Below are 19,289 nucleotides of genomic sequence, written 5' to 3' on the forward strand. Positions count from 1 at the left end.
GATTCCATTTGAAACAAAGCTATGATTTAGATTTATTCTATACCATGTTAATATCAAAACTTGATGAACTTGAAACAGATACAGATTTCCCTGTTTACTTTTATCAAGGATTATATGATGGTAAAAACGAGCTTAAACATGTGGAGACAATTGAAACTAAAAAGTTTGATGATCACTGGATACATGCAATCGAGTCATATTATCCATATATCGACAAAATCGTTAGAAATTACAAGGCTTCATTGCGTTTCGAAGAAGATGTCGTCATCGTTGAAAAAGCTAAAAAAACAGGCGCTAGAACCGTTAGACACTTAGCTGCAAACACCCATCTACTCGCATTACCTGAAAAAGGACGCCCACAATCTGAAATAAAGCCTAAAAAATTATTAGTTGAACAATCAGAAGATGAGTTTGGAATTTATGAAAATAGATTTGTAGCGAGCCTAATATACAGATTAATGGATTTTGTTACACGCCGTGTACAAATATTAGAAGATGATGTGAACTCAACAAAAACAAAAGAATTAAACAACAAAATAAAACTAGATATAGATTCATCAAAATATGAAATTAATATAGACTTAAAAGAAACAGAAACAATCAATGAAGGACAAATAGAGGAAAACAATCAAAAACTATTAATTCGTGCTCAAGAACTAAACAAAAAAATAGCTAACGCTCTAAATTCAGAATTTATGAAAATTATGCGTAACTATAAAAAGGTAAGAGCACCTATTATGAAAACTCAAATTATCCTTAAAAATACCAATTATAGAAATTGTTACCTACTCTGGCAATATTTAGATCAATACAATAGTTTAGGTTATGAACTCATTAAAGATGTTAAACAAAAAAGATTTAATGAGTCTTATAGAAAACACTTAAGTCAAAATGCACTATTTGCGTTTTCAACAATGATGTTTCACGATAAGATAAGAGAAAAAGATCAAAAACTTTTAACAAAAAGTTTAAAGATTAAAAAAGCATCAGAAATTAAATTAACTCAAGACGATTTAAAAATAGATCCTGAAGCATATCAAGTTGAAGATACAATGATGAATGAGTTTTATTTAAACAAAACCAAACAAATGTTTAAAAAAACCATTGATCAATATATGCAAACAGAACCTAAATATGAAGTGGCATTAAAAAAAGCATTAAAAGATACCATTGAAATAACAAACAGCTTATATGCATCATACTTTGAAATAAATCAGGATGATGATGTATTTGAAAGACTTATTCAAGAAACAAGTCCAAAAGATGATCTTAATAGTGCAGATGAGAAATTTAAAATTGCATCCATTGTTAGACAGCTTAAAGAAGCAGACTACAAAAAGGCAATTGCACTTGAAAAGAAATGGTACACAAGTGTTATTAAATATCAAAAAAGATTCTTTAAGTCCGTAAAACTAGATAGTGAAGTATCACTTAAAAAAGAAGCTGAGCGTGTTAAAGAAGCAAATGATGCATATATTAAACTTGAACGTGCACAAATGCTTGATGAATTTAAGGTACAAGTTGCAAAAGATAATCAAATGCTACTTGACCTAAAAACTAATTACCGTGAAAAATATAAAAAAGAAATGCAACGCATTGCAGATATGCAAAAACGTAAAGCAGAACGTGAACTTGAAAGATTAAGAAAAAAACGTGAAGCAGCTAAAGAAAAACTACGTATAACTAAAGAAAGACAAAAAGCTAAACAAAAGCTTTATATCGAAAAACAAAAAGAAAAAATCAAACAATCTCACGATAAAGCAATGTCTGCTTTAAAGAAAAAATAATGACAAAGTCAATCAAAATACTAAAAACAATATTAATCATATTTATAGTAATGATTGCCATAACATTTATCACATCGCAATTTTTAAGCCAAATTACAAAAAAACCAGTCATGATATTAAATCATAGTTATGGATTAGTTGAAACAAATTCAATGGAACCAGATATATTAGTAGGAGACTTCATAATTATGAAAAAACATGATTATGAAGATCTAAAAATAGGTGATGTGATTGCATTTGAATCCTTTAATAAAAAAATAATTATACATGAAATTATTTCAAATACACCTGATGGGTTTATTACAAAAGGTGTCAATAATACTGAAGATGACTTAGAAACACATGGCTATATTACAGAAGATAATTATGTAGCCAAAGTTACATGGTCTGGTTTAAGTTTTATTGGAAAATATATTGTTAACTCAAGACTACTTATTATTGGAATCATCATCATATTTATATTTGCAATATTCATTATACAAATTATAAGTATCATGTATCAAATATTAGAAAAACAAAAGTATAAACATAAATCTAACTTGGATAAGTTTAAAGAAGAACTTATTAGAAAGAGCAAAAATAAAGATTAAAGGGCAAACTTAAGGTAACTTAAGGACGCAAAACTATAGGGTCTATAAATAGACAGCCAGTTGCATCGAAGAGGGTACAATAAATGAAATCATTAAGACGAATAATTATCTTAATCATCTTCTTACTTGTATCAGTGGCTACGATGGCGACTGGCGTTTTTGCTTGGTTTATAGATTATGGTACATCTACAAAGGTTGATTCTTTTACTAGTGATGTGATGAATGGAAACCAAATACTAGAAATTGGTGGTACCGAAGATATATTTTTAGGTGACCGCGTTAAAGACTTAATCTATTTAAAAAACAGTGATTTTAGTATAACAGGTTATGATTTTTATGGTTTTTCATCAATGATCCAAGTTGAGGTTAAAAACCCAAGTTTAGACCCATTAAATATTGCTAACGCAAGACTACAACTTACAACAGTTGCTGCACCTCAATTTGGTATTTATGACGGGTTTGGTGGAAATTTAATTTATATCGTATTAGACATTCATGATACAATGTCACAATCAGATTATTTAGCTTCTAAAATATCCGATTTTCAATCAACTGGAAACGTATTTAATGCAATAAGTGCTCATAATAATAAAACATATGCAATAAATGGTGGCGATACTAAGACCTTTAATGTTTATATTTGGGGTTCTTATGATAGTCTATCACCAGCTCAAAAAAATATTTTTCATGCACTTGTATATCGTGTTAAGATATTGGTGTAGGTGATAATATGAAAAAAATAAATAAATTAGTCATTTTAATATTATCAATAATTTTAAGCCTATCAACAGCCGTTGGTGTTTATGCATGGTTTACTTTACAATCAACAAATGAAGCACTTGATCTTAATATACGAAGTACAGAACTATTTGCTGCAAGTGCAAGAATTGATTATAATGGTCAAGCAATAGACTATAATAATGCAAGATATGAATCTCAAGAATTAGCAATCTCATTTAACTTAAATGAAATATCAGGTGCTACATTTAATTTAAATTTAAAAGCTATTATTACCGCATATAAAAATATAAATATTAGAATGAAAGTAACTGAATTATGGACAGTTACATCTCAAAATGGTAACATAACAAGAATTTATAGTCCAAATATTTTTACTTGGAACTATGCAACACCAAATAATCTAGATTCTCATAAATACTATTATCATCCAAGTACTATATATAAAAATGACATACCTTTTTCAGTTGACTTTGTAAATAATGCAACAATTAATACAACCAATTTAAACGCCTTAAAAAATCTAAATACCAATAATAATACATATAAGGGTACCATTACCGTAAAAATTAGTATGATCATTTCAGCAATACAAGCAAATCGTTCTGATTTATGGAGTGTTTCTAATCCAAATCACACCACCCAACAATTAGCACTTTCTGCACAAGAAACAAGATATCCCATAAAGGTAAATTTTAATGGTGTTTCTAATCCACAATTCTTACGTGGTATTTATATAGAGTTTAAATCTACAACTCAACACTTTAGTTACCTTTATCATGAAAGACAAACACCTTTACTATCACGTGTTTTAATACCTCCAGGCACATATAATGTAACAATTAATCTTGTTAAACACTTAAGATTTACAGTAAGTTTAGTAAGTGGAACAATTACTATTAATATAGATTATCAACCAGTTATTAATGAAACCTCTTGGGCATTTGAAGATACATTATATGCACCATCAGTAATTCCTAATTGGCAAGAAAACACAGCTTATTCAAAAGGTGATATTGTGTACTATGATGATGCTATTGATGGTGGCATAAATGCTGGATACTATGAAGCAATTCAAAATGTTGCAGCCTCATCTAGTCATATTCCAGATAGAATTCCTTGGGGTTGGAAAATATTATCAATCATTTATAACTCTTCAAGAAGTTATGTAAAAGGTGAAATTATTTACTATACAGATAATAGATTTTATATGGCAAAACAAAGTGTACCCGCAAATACGCCTCCCCCACTTGATTGGGCATGGCAACCACTAGGTAGTGAGTTTATAAGAGGGAAAACATTTGTAAATGGAAAATATACGTATACGAATATAAACGATGTAATCGTATATTATATAGCTTATGCTACTTTTGAAGCATGGAGTGATTATCCTGAAAGTTATCAATCTTTTAAAAAGATAAATTATAGTTTTGATACATTTAATTATAATAAATATGGTGTTGGAGAATATGTTGAATATCAAGGAAATCACTACCGTATTATAGCGAGTGTTACAAATGGTACAAATCCATTAAGTTCTCCTACAATATTTAGAAGAATTAGTTATGATTATTCAAATAGAGCATATGTTCAAAATTCGATTGTTAGACATAATGGTAATTATTATATTGCTAATACGGCAATTTCATCAGGTCAAACACCTGGTGTAAGTCCAAACTGGACTTTAATTGGTTCACCTACTCCATATGATCCAGAATCAAATTACAATCGTTATCAGGGAGTAACTTATAACGGTAAAAGATATTTTTGGAATGGTCTTACATCAACTACAGGAACTAATCCAGATACAAATAACAATTGGTGGTATGTTGGTGAAGAGTGGCACCCTAATAATATCTATGAACAAGATAGTATAGTTTCCTATCAAAATAGATATTACACCCTAAGAGGTGGCAACTCTAGAAACCAAGCACCAGGAGTTGCAGGTTTATGGCAACCACTTTCTCTTGAATGGTCTAAAACTGGTGAATACTATAATAGTGGCTCAGCCATAAGTGTTGTATTGTATAAGGGAGCCTATTATAAATGGTCAAGAACAGTACCAGCTAATATAACTAATAATGGTATTCCTGGTGAATATGATAGTGGTTGGAATGAACTTACAGATTTCTGGATTCCAAATAACACATATGTCAAAGGTGATTTTGTAAGATATGATGGTTCATTTTGGGAATTACTCTCAAATACTAGTCCTACAGGTCAATCAGGTGTACCAGGAATAGATTTTAATGTTTGGAAGGAACATCCAATTATTTGGGACCCTAATAGAAATTAAAAAAACCCGATTAGACAAAATATGTCTAATCGGGTTTTATATATATTAGAATGCTGGTGTTGCTGCCCAACCATAGTTTTCTTCTAACCAAGTTCTTACCTTACTACTTGTTAAGTATGAAATAAATATTTGAATTCTAGGATCTTCTAAATCATCTTTTCTAACTACAAAACTTATTGCATAAGTCATTGTAAGTTCATTTAATTCCTCATATGCTAATACTTCGGAATCATCCATTAACTGATTATTAGTATCTCTTGCATAAGTTGGATACATTATGGCTAATTTAGCACCATCAGAGTGATATGCATTTGATGTTGTTCCTAATGATTTAGGTTTAAATACTAAATTTTTTGGATTTTCTATAATATCCTCTAGTGTTGCAGTTACAGTGATTCTTTCTTTTAATGTAATAAGCCCTAGACTATCAAGTAATATTAGAGCACGAGGCAGATTAACTTCATCCTCAGGAATATAAATTGTTGTACCATTTGTTATTTCATCAATTGAATTAAATACACTTGAATATAGTGCGAATTTAGAATGATATAATCTTTGAGCTACCACTAATTCTGAATTATTTGATTTATTAAAGAATTCCATAAAATATTGATGTTGAATTAAATTACCATCAATTTCCTTGTTTTTAAGTGGAGTATTTAATACATTATAATCCATTTGTACCTGCTCAACTTCAATGCCTTCATTTTTTAAATCTTCGCTAATTAAATCTACAATCTCTGGCATCGGATAAAAATTTACTCCAATTTTTAATGTAGATGCCTCTGACTTACATCCAACTAATAAAATAATTAAGAATGTTGTAGTAAGTAATAATAATGTTTTTTTCATTTTAATGTCCTCTTTTCTTTTTGTTTAAATAATTTGAAAAAATATTACCGAGTATTTGAATCACTTGAACAATAAATATCATGATGATTGTGGATGCCCACATTAGACTGTTTCCAACTGGTGAATAATATCCAATTTGAATTGCAGTATAACCTAGACCCCCTCCACCAATAATATATACAACAGATGAGTAAGCTAGTAAACTGACAAGTGAAGAAGTAAATGCTAAGATTAAAGATGATCTTGCTTCAACAAAAATAAAATCTTTAAATAATTGGAATTTAGTAGCAGCTAGTGAACGAGTTAAATCATAAATTTGAGGGTTTATATCAATAACTGCTTGTTCAACTAATCGTGATACAGTCGCAATACCTATAATACTTAAAGCGATGATAGATGGTATAAAACCTATACTAGTACCAAATATATTAAATGAAAATGGAATAATTATAACCATCAGTAAAACAAATGGAATCGATCTTATAATACTTACTAAACTTGATAATATATATATTAGATATCTATTTTTAGTAAATATTTTCTTTTCATATAGTGCGAGTGTTATTCCAATAACTAAACCAATTGGTATTGAAATGATTGCACTTACAAATAATAAATTAAATGTTTCAAAAACAGCCTCACTTAATTTACTAATATCAGTTGTATTTAACATATGTATCATAAGTTATCACTCCAAATTCCATCATAACCTAATGATAAATTATCTGTATTTACAATTTTTCCGATTCGTTTGACTTTGTTATCTTCTATTAAAAGCACTCTATTACATAAATACTTTATAACATTTAACTGGTGTGATACAAGTATAATTGTTGGTTTAAATTCCTTATGAATCTTTTTTATTAATGTTAAAATCTCAAATGCAGTTTCTTCATCTAATGCGGATGTTGGTTCGTCTAAAAAAAGTAGTTTAGGGTTTGTTATTAATGCTCTAGCAATACTAATTCTTTGTGCCTCACCACCTGATAAGGTAATAGGATAGTCATTTGCTTTACTTTCTAAACCTACATATTTAAGCATTTTAAGCGCCTTGTTTTTTCTTTCGTCTTTTGATACGCCACGTAGTTTAAGCGGAAGTGCGATATTATCTAAAACATTTAAGTTATATAGTAAACTAAAATTTTGATAAATATAAGATGTTTCTTTTATAAGTTCATTTAAACTTTTATGACTTAATGAAGTAACATTAGAACCAAATAAAGTATATGAACCACTATCAGGTAATATTTGAAGTGATAGGATTTTTAATAAAGTAGATTTACCAACTCCTGATTTTCCAATAATACCAAAAATCTCACCTTGATCAATTCTAAGAGAAATATCCTCAAGTGCGCGAACAATGTTATTTTTTGATTTATAATGTTTAGATAAGTTTTTTAATTCTATCATATAAATTTTCCTTTTTTAGTATCGTATTAATTATAAATATAAAACAATAATAATCACTATATATTGCTTATTTTACGAAAAAGTCGTAAAATAAGATGTATATTATATATAATATTTTAAATTAACATGTAAAGTTGAGAAATAAATGATAAAAAGAATCGTTATTAATAACTATAAATCAATCCAAAAGGAATTAAACATCGAACTTGATAATCATCAAACGTTTTTAGGTTTATTTGGTCCAACAGGTTCTGGTAAAACGACCATTATGGAAGCAATATATAAATTTAAAGAAGTTTTTTTTGGTGGTATGCGTGCTATTGATAAAATATTTGATCATGAAAATGTTTACTATAGGTTTGACTTTCTAATAAAAAATGAAACATTTACTTATGAAGTCAATCTAAACTATGAAAGAAACGAGATTATTTTAGAAAAACTAACCTCACTCAAATTGAATCATAGATACACTTACTTTATAAGAGATCAGTACGATATTACACTATCAAATAGTTTAGAAAAACTATTTACTAAAGATGACTATGAAAGATTTAAAATATATTTATACGATTTAAAATATGACAGACGTGAATTTATATTAAGTCATATGAGAATAAAGGATTTTACGGAATCAAAGAAATCAAAAGTATTAGAAAAAATAGTATCTTTAATTAAAAACATTCATATATTTAATCAAAATGATGATATTAAGTTTTTTTTAGACATGGATGATTCTCATTACCTAAAAGTTATTCAAATCTTAAAAAAATTAGAACCAACTATAAAATTTATTAATTATAAGACAATCTTACTTGATGACTTAAGATTTAATTTAAACAGACATAGATATGATCACCTAATTGATGAATTCAGAAATCATGTTATAAAATCAGATGATGAAAGTTTTTTTATTGAATGTTACAATCAATTCTATAAATTAAATGGTAGAGATTTTAATGATTTAGTTATAAAGACTGTTGATGTTCATTTTATTGATGGAAAAGTCATTTCACTTAATGATTTATCAAAAGGTTTAAAACGTTTAATTATACTAGTGATGCTACTTTTTAGACCGCTTAAAAATGATTTATTCATCATTGATGATTTTAATTTAAATATGGATTATCACTTAACCTATAAACTCATTGAACTTATTAAAAATGAATTTAAACAAAATAGTAGAAGACTCATATTTTCAACACATGATATGTTATTGTTTGATTCTAAAATATTTGATTTAAATGAAATTACATACTTAAAAAAAGAAGATTCTACTTTAATTTATTATATGAATAAGTTAGGAATTAGAAAAGATAAAAAGTTACTAAATCTATATTTAGATAATTATTTTTAATATACCTATAATAAAAATGCCTGCAAACTATTTGAGTTTGCAGGCATATATTTATCTAATAATTTCATCAATAAGTTTTAATTCTTCATCAGTAAAATGCATATTATTAAGCGCATTTAGATTTTCTTCTAGTTGTCTTAATTTTGATGTAGATATTAATGTAGATGTCATGAGTTCATTTCTGAGTGTCCAAACAAGTGCCATTTGAGCAATCGTTTGACCTCTGTTTATTGCAATAACATCTAATTTTTTAAGTTTTTCAACAACATCAGGTGTGATGTTTTTTTCTTTAAACCATAAAGAGTCTGGATTTTTAGCACGGGAATCTTCTGGAATACCTGTAATGTATTTATTAGTAAGTAGACCTTGAGAAAGTGCGGAGTAGCAAATTGTGCCACCACCTAAATTATGTTGTGTTTCTAATAGGTTATCATTTTCTATCCATCTATTGAGCATGGAGTAACTTGGTTGAGTAATGACGTATGGTACATTAAGTTGGTCTAGTATTTTATGTGCTTCAACTAGATCTTTTGAATTGTAGTTAGATAAACCTACATATAATGCTTTACCACTTTGTACGATATCTTTTAGGGCTATCATTGTTTCTTTTAAATTTGTATCATAATCTCTTCTATGATGATAGAAGATATCAACGTAAGGTATACCTAATCGTTTAAGTGATTGGTCAAGTGATGAAATTAAGTATTTTCTTGAACCACCATCTTGATAAGGACCATCCCACATCTTATATCCTGCTTTTGTTGAAATAATGATTTCATCTCGGTATGGCATTAATGCCTCTTTAAGTATTTTACCAAAGACTATTTCTGCATGTCCAGGTGGTGGACCATAGTTATTTGCTAGATCAAAGTGCGTAATACCGTGATCAAAAGCTTTTAATATCATTTCTTTGTTTAAGTCATAATCATTATGAATACCAAAGTTTTGCCATAGACCATATGATAGAACAGGTAAAACTAAACCGGAATTTCCAAGTCTACGATAAATCATCTTTTTATATCGATCTGGATTAGGTGTGTACATATACTTAAACTACCTTTCTTAAAATATTTATAGTGTGACTTCGTTAATAATATTTAAAATAACCTCAACTGCTTTTTCCATTTGATTGATACTTGCAAATTCTAATCTACCGTGAAAGTGATATGCACCCGTACCAAGGTTAGGACAAATTAGTCCACCATAAGTTAACCTAGCACCATCCGTACCACCACGTATAGCTTCAAACTTTGGTGATAAACCTGCCTTTTTAGTTGCATTAACCGCATAATCAATGACATACATATGTTCTTTAATAATTTCATACATATTAAGGTAAGATTCTTTAATTTCTAATTTAACTGCCTCATACCCATACTTTTCATTTAAATAATTAGTAATTGCATTAAATGTTTCTTGTTGCTCTTTAAATTCTTTCATACTGTGGTTTCTAATAATGTATTTAGCATAAGCACTTTCTACATGACCAGCACTTTCAGTTAAGTGATTAAACCCTTCATATCCTTCTGTAATTGCAGGATCTAAAAACTTAGGTAACATTTGGTGAAACTCCATTTGAAGATGCAGTGCGTTAACCATTTTATTTTTAGCACTACCTGGGTGTATAGATTTACCCATAAATTCTACTTTTGCTGCTGCAGCATTAAAGTTTTCATATTCAATACCACCAACTTCACTACCATCCATGGTATATGCAAAGTCAGCTTTAAACCAATCATAATTAAAACGGTCTGCACCTTTACCGATTTCCTCATCAGGTGTAAAACAAATATAAATATCGCCATGGCGAATCGTTTTGTCATCGGTTAATCTGTGAGCCATTTCCATGATTTCAGCAACACCAGCTTTATCATCTGCACCTAATAATGTATTACCATCAGTAACGATAATATCATCACCAATCACCTTTTTTAGTGCAGGGTATTGATCTGGATGCATTTGATATGTTTCATTTAAGATAATTGTTGAACCATTATAGTTTTTAATGATACCAGGATTAACATTATTACCTGGTGCATCAAATGATGTATCAACATGTGCAATAAAACCAATTGCTGGAACTTTTTTATCAATATTTGATGGAATAAGTGAATAAACATAACCATCTTTGTCTAAAAACGCATCAAGCCCCATGGATTGTAATTCTTCAACTAATAGTTTAGATAAATCTAATTGTTTAAGTGTTGAAGGAAATGTCTCCGAATCTGGATTTGATTGTGTATCTATTTTTACGTAACGTATAAATCTTTCTAGTAGTCTATTTTTCATATCTTTACCTTCCTTTATATATATTATACAAAAAATAGAAACTAATTGTTTGAAATTAATTATTTTAATAATCAAATTAATATTTTTAATTTTTTAATGTAAAACGATTGACATTATTAAAATCATATAATAAAATTAATGTGTAAATTAAAAATATTAAGAATTTAGGTAAAAAAATGAAACAAAATAAAATACTTAATAAAATATATCAAGGTAAACTTGAAGTAAGCGAAGCGTATAACCTATTATTTACTAAAAAGATTCAAAAGGTGAAAAAAAGCAGATTTGTAAAATTAAGTATTTGGATAAACGAAAATAAATTTATATCAGGATTTGTTAAAATGTTTACTATCTTTCCAATTCATGTATCACTACTTAAACTAATTTTAAATAAATCAAATCAATTAGGTGATGATAATCTAACCAAAGAAGATATCATCAAACTTATAAGTGTTAAAGGTATAAGTATTAAAGTTATTACAAACGATGTAAAAATAAATATAAAAACGATTTAAAAGGAGAGTTTAAAAATGAATAAATTAAATCAAGTGATTACAAAATGTCCAATATGTAATGAGAACTTACATATTATGCATCTAGCATGTGGGAATTGTCATACAGAAATTAAGGGTGAGTTTAGTTTTTCAAAGTTTAATTATATCAATCAGGAAACACTATACTTTATAGAAATATTTGTAAAAAACAGAGGTAACATTAAAGCAATCGAAAAAGAGATGAATATCAGTTATCCAACTGTAAAAAAATATTTAGATGAAGCAATTGTTTCATTAGGGTATAAAGTTGATGATAATTTAGATGATTTTGACTTTAAAGAAAAACAAACATCATCTAAATTTGAAGAAGCATCACTTAAAAATAAGCAACAAGAAATATTAAATAAAATAAAAGTTGGTGAATTAAAAGTTGATGAAGCAGTTAGTTTAATTAAAAAAATCAAAGGAGATATAAAATAATGGATGATCTAAGAGAAGAAAGATTACAAATCTTAGAATTACTTAAAGAAGGTCAAATTACACCAGAGGAAGCTGAAAAATTATTATCTGCACTCATGGGTTCAAAGGATACAGAAAAAGTAAATAAAAACGAAAAGAAATCCCCATTTAAAATGTTGAAGATCATAGTTGATTCTAAAAGTGGTGAAAAGGTGCGTGTGAATATACCAGTTGAATTTGCAAGATTATTAAAAAACAATAAATTTGGAAATTCAAAATTAGAAGATTATGAAATTGATGTTGATGCAATTCTAGAAATGGTTAGTCAAGGTGTTTTAGGCGAAATTGTTACAGTTGATTCTGAAGATGGTGACAAAATAAGAGTTGTAGTGGAGTAATTCATAAGAAAGGCTATTCACTTGAATAGTTTTTCTTTAATAAGTTCAAACGATTAAAATAGTATTTAAAATATAGTCTTTATATTATAAATATAGAAAATAGATAGATGATCTTATTTAACATAAAATATAATATATTTGATACAATAAATAAAGAGGTAAAACAAGATGATATTATTAAAACATTTTAGGCATTATTATATTAAATATGCATGGGCATTTTTACTAGGAATACTTATACTTATTGGTATAGATTATTTTCAATTAGAAATACCTAGAATCTTTAACCAAATCATTACAGGGGTTGAAGAATCAACAATTACAGAGGTTAGTCAAATTACCAATCATTTACTATATTTATCATCAATTGTAATATTTATGACGTTTGGTAGATATTTATGGCGTATATTATTATTAGGTAATGGCAGAAAAATTGAAACAGACATTAGACTACATATGTTTACACATGCCACTAAATTAAGTCAAAATTTCTATTCTGATGAAAAAATTGGTGGATTAATGAGTTATTTTATTAATGATTTAAACTCGGTTAGAGAATTATTTGGATTTGGTTTACTTATGTTAATTGATGGCTTATTTTTAGGAACATTTGTCATTATTCGTATGTTTAGATTAAACTGGCAAATGACACTTTATTCAGCCATTCCATTACTCTTTATGGGGATATTAATATTTCTAGTTCATTTTAAAATGGAACGTAAATTTAAACTCAGACAAGAATCATTTGAAAGTATGTCAGATTTTACTCAAGAATCATTTACTGGTATACAAGTTATTAAGGCATATGTTAAAGAAATAAAAGAAGCTTTAACTTTTGATAAGAAAAGTAGAGATTTATATAAAAAGACAATTGACTATGTAAAATACTCAATCGTTGTTAACATCATTATTGATATTATGATTACATTAGTTATATTATCAGTCTTATTTTATGGATCTTTATTAATTGCTGAAGGTGGCTTATCATCAGGAGACTTAACAGAATATATTAGTTACTTTTTTACACTGTTGTGGCCTGTTTTTGCTATTTCGTGGTTTATGATTATTAATGGCCAAGCTCAAGCATCAGCTAAAAGAATATATAAATTTTTAGAAACACCAATAGATATAAAAGATAGTGAAAATGCACTTAAAGATGTAGTGCTTGATGGTGCAATTAAAGTATCAAATTTAAGTTTTACCTATAAAGATAATGATGAACCTACATTAAAAAATATAAGCTTTGAAATTAAAGCTGGTGAAATGGTTGGTATATTAGGAAAAACAGGTAGTGGTAAAACGACTTTAGTTGAACTCTTATTAAGTGTTTATCAACCTAGGGAAAATATGATTTATTATAGTGACTATGATATGTTAGACATATCTATAAAGAGATTAAGAGATCATATTGGATATGTACCTCAAGACAACTTCTTATACTCAGATACTATAAAAAACAATATAGGATTTTCATTTGATGAACAAATTGATGATAACTGGTTACATGAAGTCGCAAAGCTATCAGATATCCATGAAAACGTCTTAGAATTTAAAGACAAATATGAAACGATATTAGGTGAACGTGGAACAACCGTTTCAGGTGGTCAAAAACAAAGAATATCTATAGCAAGAGCACTTGCTAAAGATCCTGTAATTTTAATCCTAGATGATTCTGTTTCTGCAGTAGATACAAAAACTGAAGAAGCAATCATTTCAAACCTAAGAAAAATTAGAAAAGGTAAAACCACATTAATGATTGCACATAGAATTTCTACAGTTAAAAAGTTAGATAAAATAATTTTATTATCAAATGGTGAAATTGTAGGCATTGGTAATCATAAAGAATTATTAAAAAACAATCAAATGTATCAAGAAATGGTTAATTTACAAGAGTTAGAAGCACTTATAGAAGAAGGTGATAACCATGCGTGATTTTCAAGATCATCATACAGCATCGGCTGATAAAGATTTACTAAAAAGGTTATTACAATATTTAAAACCACATAAATTAAAATTTATTATGGCATTTTTAATGATGTTTGTAACTACTTTTACAAACGTCATCTTACCGCTTGCAACCGGTTTTTCAATTGACTTTATGACAAAAGAAGATGTAACATTTGATGATAAAATAAAAGTATTAATTTTTGCTGCAATTATAGGATTAATTATTGTACTTATTTCTGTAGTTGTTGGTTTTTTTCAACAAGTAATCTTGCAAGAAATCGGACAAAATGTAACACATACCATGCGTAAACAAGTTTTTGAACATATAGAAAACTTATCTATTGGTCAAATCAATTTATTACCTGTAGGAAAACTAGTTACACGAGCAACAAATGATCCGGCTAATATTTCTGATATGTTTACAAATACGATTGTAAACTTAATTAGAAACTTTTTGATGATGATAATCATTGCAGTTATACTCATAGTAATTAACTGGAAGATGGCACTATTTGCTTTCTTAACAATACCCCTGATTCTTATATCCTCCACAATATTTAGAAAATTTTCTAGAACAGCTTATAGAGAGGTAAGAAGTAATGTATCAGAGATTAATGGATTCTTATCAGAAAACTTAAGTGGTATGAAAATTACCCAAATATTTAATCAAGAAAATAAAAAAATTGATAATTTTAAAAAATTAAATAATCAATTAAAGAAAAGCTATTTTACAGAAATAAATACATTTGGTATATATCGACCAATTATTTGGCTAATTTCTATGATAGCTACAATTTTAACTGTATATTTTGGTGTAATATCAGTTGTTGATGGTGCATTAAGCGTTGGATTATTTGTATCATTTTATATTTATGTGGGACAGTTTTTTGAACCAATACAGCAAATTAGTGAACAATTTAATGCACTTCAAAACGGATTTTCATCAGCCGAAAAAATATTTGATGTACTCGATACAAAACCTGATATTACTGATAGTGAAGATGCAATTGAATTATCTGAATTCAAAGGTGAAATTGAGTTTATTGATGTATGGTTTAAATATATTGAAGATGAATGGATATTAAAAGGTGTCTCCTTTAAAGTTAATCCAAATGAAACGGTAGCATTTGTAGGTGCTACAGGTAGTGGTAAAACAACCATTCTACAACTCATTGTTAGAAATTATGATATTCAAAAAGGTCAGATTTTAATTGATGGTAAAGATATTCGAACAATTAAACGTTCATCGCTTAGAAAGTTCATTGGTCAAATGCTACAAGATGTCTTCTTATTTAGTGGAACAATTCGTGATAACATTACATTAGGAGATCCAAACATTACAGATTGTGATATTAAAAAAGCAAGTGACTATGTAGGATTAGATTATGTTTTAAATAAACTACCTGAAGGACTTGATCATGTTGTTAAAGAACGTGGCAATAACTTTAGTAGTGGAGAACGACAATTAATTAGTTTTGCTAGAGCGGTTGTATATAATCCGAGTTTAATGATCCTAGATGAGGCAACAGCAAATATTGATTCTGAAACAGAAGTAATTATTCAAGAATCATTAAGCAAAATGATGAATATATCAACTATGCTTATTGTTGCACATAGACTATCAACGATACAGCATAGTGATAGAATTATTGTGATGAGTAAAGGTGAAATCAAAGAATCAGGTACTCATCAGCAACTTTTAAAACAAAATGGGTTATACTATAACTTATATCAATTACAATATGATAAAAAGGAAGGTGATTTTAATGCTTAATAAGCAAGAACTACAAGAATTATTGCAATTTGGACTAGATACTGGTGCAGATTTCTCAGAAATATTTTTAGAAGATACTTATAGCGCAAATATGAGCGTTAACAATGGTGATGTAATCTCAGTATCAGGTGGTAATACATATGGAGTAGGTGTAAGACTACTTAGTGGTATTGATGAAGTTTATGGTTATACAAATGATACATCATACGAAGCAGTTAAACACTTAGTATTTACTTTGAGAGGATCATTTAATAAAAAGGGAAACACTGCTTTACCACTAGGTGATAAAAAACCTTATGTGAACAATATTAAAATTGGTCATAACGATATTACACCAGCTAAAAAAGCTGAAACCTTAATTGAGTTATCAAACATCATTAAAAACCATAATGATAAAATCATTCAAGCAGGTGCTAGGTTAATTGAATGGGAACAAAAGGTTTTAATTGCAAACTCAAAAGGAATTTATCAAGATGATGTTAGAACTTATACACGTTGTGGGCTTTCTGCAGTTGCTCAAGATGGTAACTTAATGCAAGATGCATTTGAAGCACCTGGTAGAAACATGGGCTTTGAATTATTTGAAGAAATAGATTTTAAAGCAGTTGCATTAGAGGTTGCAGAATCAGTAATGACGTATTTATATGCAGATAACATGGAACCACAAGAAATGCCAGTTGTTATCCATAATGGTTTTGGTGGAGTAATTTTTCATGAGGCTGTAGGTCATCCACTTGAAACAAGTGCTGTATCAAAAGGTTTATCTCCATTTGCAGGTAAAATTGGTGATAAAGTAGCAAGTGAACTTGTTACTGCATATGACAATGGTGATGAAGATAACCAATGGGGTCGTTCAACATTCGATGATGAAGGACATAAAACAAAGAAAAATTTACTAATTGAAAAAGGTATTTTAAAAGGGTACTTATCCGATTATCGTAGTGGAAAACGTATGAACTATGAATCAACCGGTTCTGGTAGACGTCAAAGTTATAAATATCCACCAACATCACGTATGAATACAACCTATATTGAAAATGGAACTGAAAATTACGAAGATATCATTAAAGATACTCAGTATGGATTATTTGCTAAAAAACTTGGTGGTGGTACTGTAAACCCTGCAACAGGTGAATATAACTTTGCAGTAATGGAAGGTTATATGATTGAAGATGGTAAACTTACAAAACCAGTTCGTGGTGCAATGTTAATTGGACACGGTGCTGAAACTATTTTAAGAATTGACCGTGTTGCAAATAATAAAACATATGGTCAAGGTATGTGTGGAGCTCAGTCAGGTTCGATTCCAACTGATGTTGGCCAACCAACCATACGTGTATCTAAAATCTTAGTAGGTGGACAAGGAGGAAATAACTAATGTTTGAAAAATGGATAGAACTTGGACTTAAAAAAGGTTTTAGTGATGTTGAAATATTTTCAACCAGACAAAAAAGTTTATCAATTGAAGTATACCAAGGTAAGGTTGAAAACTTAACAACATCTGATGTAAATAAAGCTAAAATTAAAGCTGTTTATGATGAAAAATTAGTGTCCTTTGTCTTAGAAGATTTAAATGATGAAACAGCCAATAAAGTATTTGATAAATTAAAATTAAATGCAGAAGCACTCACTGTAAAAGAACCAGCAATTATCTTTGAAGGATCAAAAAGTTATCCTAAAGTTAAAGATAATGACTTTGATTTTGATAGTGTTCCGGTTGATAAAAAAATTAAATATTTAATTGACTTAGAAAATCATATCTTATCTAATGAATATGTTAAACAAGTAGATTCAACAAATTATACTGAATCATACGGTGAAACTACAATCATTAACTCAAAAGGATTGAACCTAACAAGAAAACATAATTTTTCATATGCATATGGTGTAGGTATTTTTGAAAAAAATGGTGATATTAAAACGGGTTATGAACTTAAATTAGTCAAATCATTTGATGAATATGATGCTAAAAAAGATGCAGAAGCATCCATTTTAAATGGTTTATCTAAACTAGATGGTATTTCAATTAAAACTAAAAAATACGAAACAGTATTTTCACCAAAACGTTTTGGTGATATGTTAGGTGTTTTTTCAGGACTATTCTCAGGTGAGGCTGCTTATAGAAAAATGACCGCACTAAAAGATAAAGTTGGTGAAAAAATAGCTGTTGAAAACTTTAATTTATGGGATGATCCATTAAATGAAAAAGCACCATTCCAAAACTCATTTGATGATGAAGGGGTTGCATCAAATCCTAAGAAGATCATTGATAATGGTGTATTTACAGGATTCTTACATTCCTTAAAAACAGCTAAACTATTTAACCAAGAACCAACTGGTAACGCATTTGGCGGTGGTATTGGACCTGCAGGTTTATATCTAGAACCAGGTAAAGATGATTTTGATACATTAATTAAAGACATTAAAGAAGGTTTTTATGTAACAGATTTAGTTGGATTACATGCAGGAGTTAATCATACAAATGGTAACTTTAGTCTTCAAGCAGGTGGTGTATTTATCAAAGATGGTAAATTAGATCATGCTGTTAAGATGGTTGTCTTATCAGGAAACTGGTTTGACTTATTAAATAGCATTAAAGGTATAGGTAATGATTTAACATTTGATGTATCTGGAGTAGGTTCACCAAGTGTTAATGTTGGAATGCTTATGGTTTCAGGTGAAGAAAAATAAATAAAAATATGCGCGAATAAATCTTATAATTAAAGATTATCGCGCATTTTTTTACCGTTCATAACGGCTTATGTAAAATATTATCGAAAATAAAACAAATAATAACATATTAGGATTTTACATTTTATTTAGAGGTATATTTATGTTATAATCTAAAAGAACAAATTATTATTTAAGCTTATTAATAATATATATACAAGAAGTGGTGAT

General features: G+C 28.4%; 17 protein-coding genes and 1 riboswitch. Of the genes, 12 read left to right on the forward strand and 5 right to left on the reverse strand.

The window, feature by feature from the left end:
* The first annotated feature begins 8 nt into the window (after nucleotides 1–8).
* The 4 genes from G324_RS0105300 (at nucleotide 9) to G324_RS0105315 (ending at nucleotide 5,411) form a co-directional block, all read left to right on the forward strand.
* Complete coding sequence (locus G324_RS0105300; RefSeq protein WP_025725351.1) at nucleotides 9–1,787, forward strand: hypothetical protein; 1,779 nt, start codon at nucleotides 9–11, stop codon at nucleotides 1,785–1,787.
* On the forward strand, nucleotides 1,787–2,377 hold the full coding sequence (locus G324_RS0105305) for a signal peptidase I (RefSeq protein ID WP_025725352.1): 591 nt from the start codon (nucleotides 1,787–1,789) through the stop codon (nucleotides 2,375–2,377). Before G324_RS0105300 ends, G324_RS0105305 begins: the two co-directional genes overlap by 1 nt.
* Nucleotides 2,370–2,445, forward strand: a riboswitch (cyclic di-GMP riboswitch). (Overlaps the previous gene by 8 nt.)
* Nucleotides 2,446–2,460: 15 nt before the next feature.
* Entirely contained in the window at nucleotides 2,461–3,099 is a 639-nt protein-coding gene (locus G324_RS0105310; protein ID WP_025725353.1) for a hypothetical protein, read from the forward strand.
* Nucleotides 3,100–3,107: 8 nt separating this feature from the next.
* Nucleotides 3,108–5,411, forward strand: coding sequence for a hypothetical protein (locus tag G324_RS0105315; protein ID WP_025725354.1), 2,304 nt, complete (start codon nucleotides 3,108–3,110; stop codon nucleotides 5,409–5,411).
* 45 nt (nucleotides 5,412–5,456) lie between these two features.
* Here the strand turns inward: G324_RS0105315 and G324_RS0105320 are convergent, their stop codons facing one another.
* Genes G324_RS0105320 through G324_RS0105330 form a run of 3 tightly spaced genes read right to left on the reverse strand, consistent with a single transcriptional unit; the run spans nucleotide 5,457 to nucleotide 7,673 of the window.
* Nucleotides 5,457–6,263 carry a MetQ/NlpA family ABC transporter substrate-binding protein gene (locus tag G324_RS0105320; RefSeq protein WP_025725355.1) on the reverse strand — a complete coding sequence of 269 codons (807 nt, stop codon included), beginning with the start codon at nucleotides 6,261–6,263 and terminating at the stop codon, nucleotides 5,457–5,459.
* Between the two features lies 1 nt (nucleotide 6,264).
* Nucleotides 6,265–6,945: an ABC transporter permease subunit gene (locus tag G324_RS0105325; protein ID WP_025725356.1), complete on the reverse strand. Its 681-nt coding sequence runs from the start codon at nucleotides 6,943–6,945 to the stop codon at nucleotides 6,265–6,267.
* A complete protein-coding gene (locus tag G324_RS0105330) occupies nucleotides 6,942–7,673 on the reverse strand; it encodes an ATP-binding cassette domain-containing protein (RefSeq protein WP_162146932.1) in 732 nt (243 codons plus the stop codon). Before G324_RS0105330 ends, G324_RS0105325 begins: the two co-directional genes overlap by 4 nt.
* Nucleotides 7,674–7,818: 145 nt before the next feature.
* Here G324_RS0105330 and G324_RS0105335 point away from each other — a divergent pair, with 145 nt between their 5' ends.
* Nucleotides 7,819–9,027 (forward strand): AAA family ATPase, encoded by a 1,209-nt coding sequence (locus tag G324_RS0105335; protein WP_025725358.1) that lies wholly within the window; start codon nucleotides 7,819–7,821, stop codon nucleotides 9,025–9,027.
* Between the two features lie 51 nt (nucleotides 9,028–9,078).
* Here the strand turns inward: G324_RS0105335 and G324_RS0105340 are convergent, their stop codons facing one another.
* A complete protein-coding gene (locus G324_RS0105340) occupies nucleotides 9,079–10,071 on the reverse strand; it encodes an aldo/keto reductase (protein WP_025725359.1) in 993 nt (330 codons plus the stop codon).
* A gap of 27 nt (nucleotides 10,072–10,098) precedes the next feature.
* A complete protein-coding gene (gene pepT, locus G324_RS0105345; protein WP_025725360.1) occupies nucleotides 10,099–11,316 on the reverse strand; it encodes a peptidase T in 1,218 nt (405 codons plus the stop codon).
* Nucleotides 11,317–11,492: 176 nt separating this feature from the next.
* Between pepT and G324_RS0105350 the strand changes: the two genes are divergently transcribed.
* The 7 genes from G324_RS0105350 to G324_RS0105385 all read left to right on the forward strand — a co-directional run bounded on the left by G324_RS0105350 (nucleotide 11,493) and on the right by G324_RS0105385 (nucleotide 19,079).
* Nucleotides 11,493–11,831 (forward strand): hypothetical protein, encoded by a 339-nt coding sequence (locus G324_RS0105350; RefSeq protein WP_025725361.1) that lies wholly within the window; start codon nucleotides 11,493–11,495, stop codon nucleotides 11,829–11,831.
* A gap of 15 nt (nucleotides 11,832–11,846) precedes the next feature.
* The gene (locus tag G324_RS0105355) at nucleotides 11,847–12,290 is read left to right on the forward strand and encodes a DUF2089 domain-containing protein (protein ID WP_035357487.1); all 444 of its coding nucleotides are present in this window, start codon (nucleotides 11,847–11,849) and stop codon (nucleotides 12,288–12,290) included.
* Nucleotides 12,290–12,667 (forward strand): SHOCT-like domain-containing protein, encoded by a 378-nt coding sequence (locus G324_RS0105360; protein WP_025725363.1) that lies wholly within the window; start codon nucleotides 12,290–12,292, stop codon nucleotides 12,665–12,667. The genes G324_RS0105355 and G324_RS0105360 overlap by 1 nt, the downstream gene beginning before the upstream one ends.
* A 168-nt stretch (nucleotides 12,668–12,835) precedes the next feature.
* Nucleotides 12,836–14,599, forward strand: coding sequence for an ABC transporter ATP-binding protein (locus G324_RS0105370; protein ID WP_162146933.1), 1,764 nt, complete (start codon nucleotides 12,836–12,838; stop codon nucleotides 14,597–14,599).
* Nucleotides 14,592–16,388 carry an ABC transporter ATP-binding protein gene (locus G324_RS0105375; protein WP_025725365.1) on the forward strand — a complete coding sequence of 599 codons (1,797 nt, stop codon included), beginning with the start codon at nucleotides 14,592–14,594 and terminating at the stop codon, nucleotides 16,386–16,388. The genes G324_RS0105370 and G324_RS0105375 overlap by 8 nt, the downstream gene beginning before the upstream one ends.
* On the forward strand, nucleotides 16,381–17,766 hold the full coding sequence (locus tag G324_RS0105380) for a TldD/PmbA family protein (RefSeq protein ID WP_025725366.1): 1,386 nt from the start codon (nucleotides 16,381–16,383) through the stop codon (nucleotides 17,764–17,766). The genes G324_RS0105375 and G324_RS0105380 overlap by 8 nt, the downstream gene beginning before the upstream one ends.
* A complete protein-coding gene (locus tag G324_RS0105385) occupies nucleotides 17,766–19,079 on the forward strand; it encodes a TldD/PmbA family protein (protein WP_025725367.1) in 1,314 nt (437 codons plus the stop codon). Before G324_RS0105380 ends, G324_RS0105385 begins: the two co-directional genes overlap by 1 nt.
* The last annotated feature ends 210 nt before the right edge of the window (nucleotides 19,080–19,289 follow it).

Source organism: Acholeplasma granularum ATCC 19168 (assembly GCF_000526235.1).
Taxonomy (GTDB): domain Bacteria; phylum Bacillota_I; class Bacilli_A; order Acholeplasmatales; family Acholeplasmataceae; genus Acholeplasma; species Acholeplasma granularum.

Excerpts from the sequence above, each read along its gene's own strand:
- G324_RS0105350 (WP_025725361.1), top strand. The coding sequence starts at position 11,493 with ATGAAACAAAATAAAATACTTAATAAAATATATCAAGGTAAACTTGAA.
- G324_RS0105320 (WP_025725355.1), bottom strand. The coding sequence starts at position 6,263 with ATGAAAAAAACATTATTATTACTTACTACAACATTCTTAATTATTTTA.
- G324_RS0105305 (WP_025725352.1), top strand. The coding sequence starts at position 1,787 with ATGACAAAGTCAATCAAAATACTAAAAACAATATTAATCATATTTATA.
- pepT (WP_025725360.1), bottom strand. The coding sequence starts at position 11,316 with ATGAAAAATAGACTACTAGAAAGATTTATACGTTACGTAAAAATAGAT.
- G324_RS0105385 (WP_025725367.1), top strand. The coding sequence starts at position 17,766 with ATGTTTGAAAAATGGATAGAACTTGGACTTAAAAAAGGTTTTAGTGAT.
- G324_RS0105380 (WP_025725366.1), top strand. The coding sequence starts at position 16,381 with ATGCTTAATAAGCAAGAACTACAAGAATTATTGCAATTTGGACTAGAT.
- G324_RS0105370 (WP_162146933.1), top strand. The coding sequence starts at position 12,836 with ATGATATTATTAAAACATTTTAGGCATTATTATATTAAATATGCATGG.
- G324_RS0105360 (WP_025725363.1), top strand. The coding sequence starts at position 12,290 with ATGGATGATCTAAGAGAAGAAAGATTACAAATCTTAGAATTACTTAAA.
- G324_RS0105375 (WP_025725365.1), top strand. The coding sequence starts at position 14,592 with ATGCGTGATTTTCAAGATCATCATACAGCATCGGCTGATAAAGATTTA.
- G324_RS0105355 (WP_035357487.1), top strand. The coding sequence starts at position 11,847 with ATGAATAAATTAAATCAAGTGATTACAAAATGTCCAATATGTAATGAG.
- G324_RS0105340 (WP_025725359.1), bottom strand. The coding sequence starts at position 10,071 with ATGTACACACCTAATCCAGATCGATATAAAAAGATGATTTATCGTAGA.
- G324_RS0105330 (WP_162146932.1), bottom strand. The coding sequence starts at position 7,673 with ATGATAGAATTAAAAAACTTATCTAAACATTATAAATCAAAAAATAAC.
- G324_RS0105325 (WP_025725356.1), bottom strand. The coding sequence starts at position 6,945 with ATGATACATATGTTAAATACAACTGATATTAGTAAATTAAGTGAGGCT.
- G324_RS0105315 (WP_025725354.1), top strand. The coding sequence starts at position 3,108 with ATGAAAAAAATAAATAAATTAGTCATTTTAATATTATCAATAATTTTA.
- G324_RS0105335 (WP_025725358.1), top strand. The coding sequence starts at position 7,819 with ATGATAAAAAGAATCGTTATTAATAACTATAAATCAATCCAAAAGGAA.
- G324_RS0105310 (WP_025725353.1), top strand. The coding sequence starts at position 2,461 with ATGAAATCATTAAGACGAATAATTATCTTAATCATCTTCTTACTTGTA.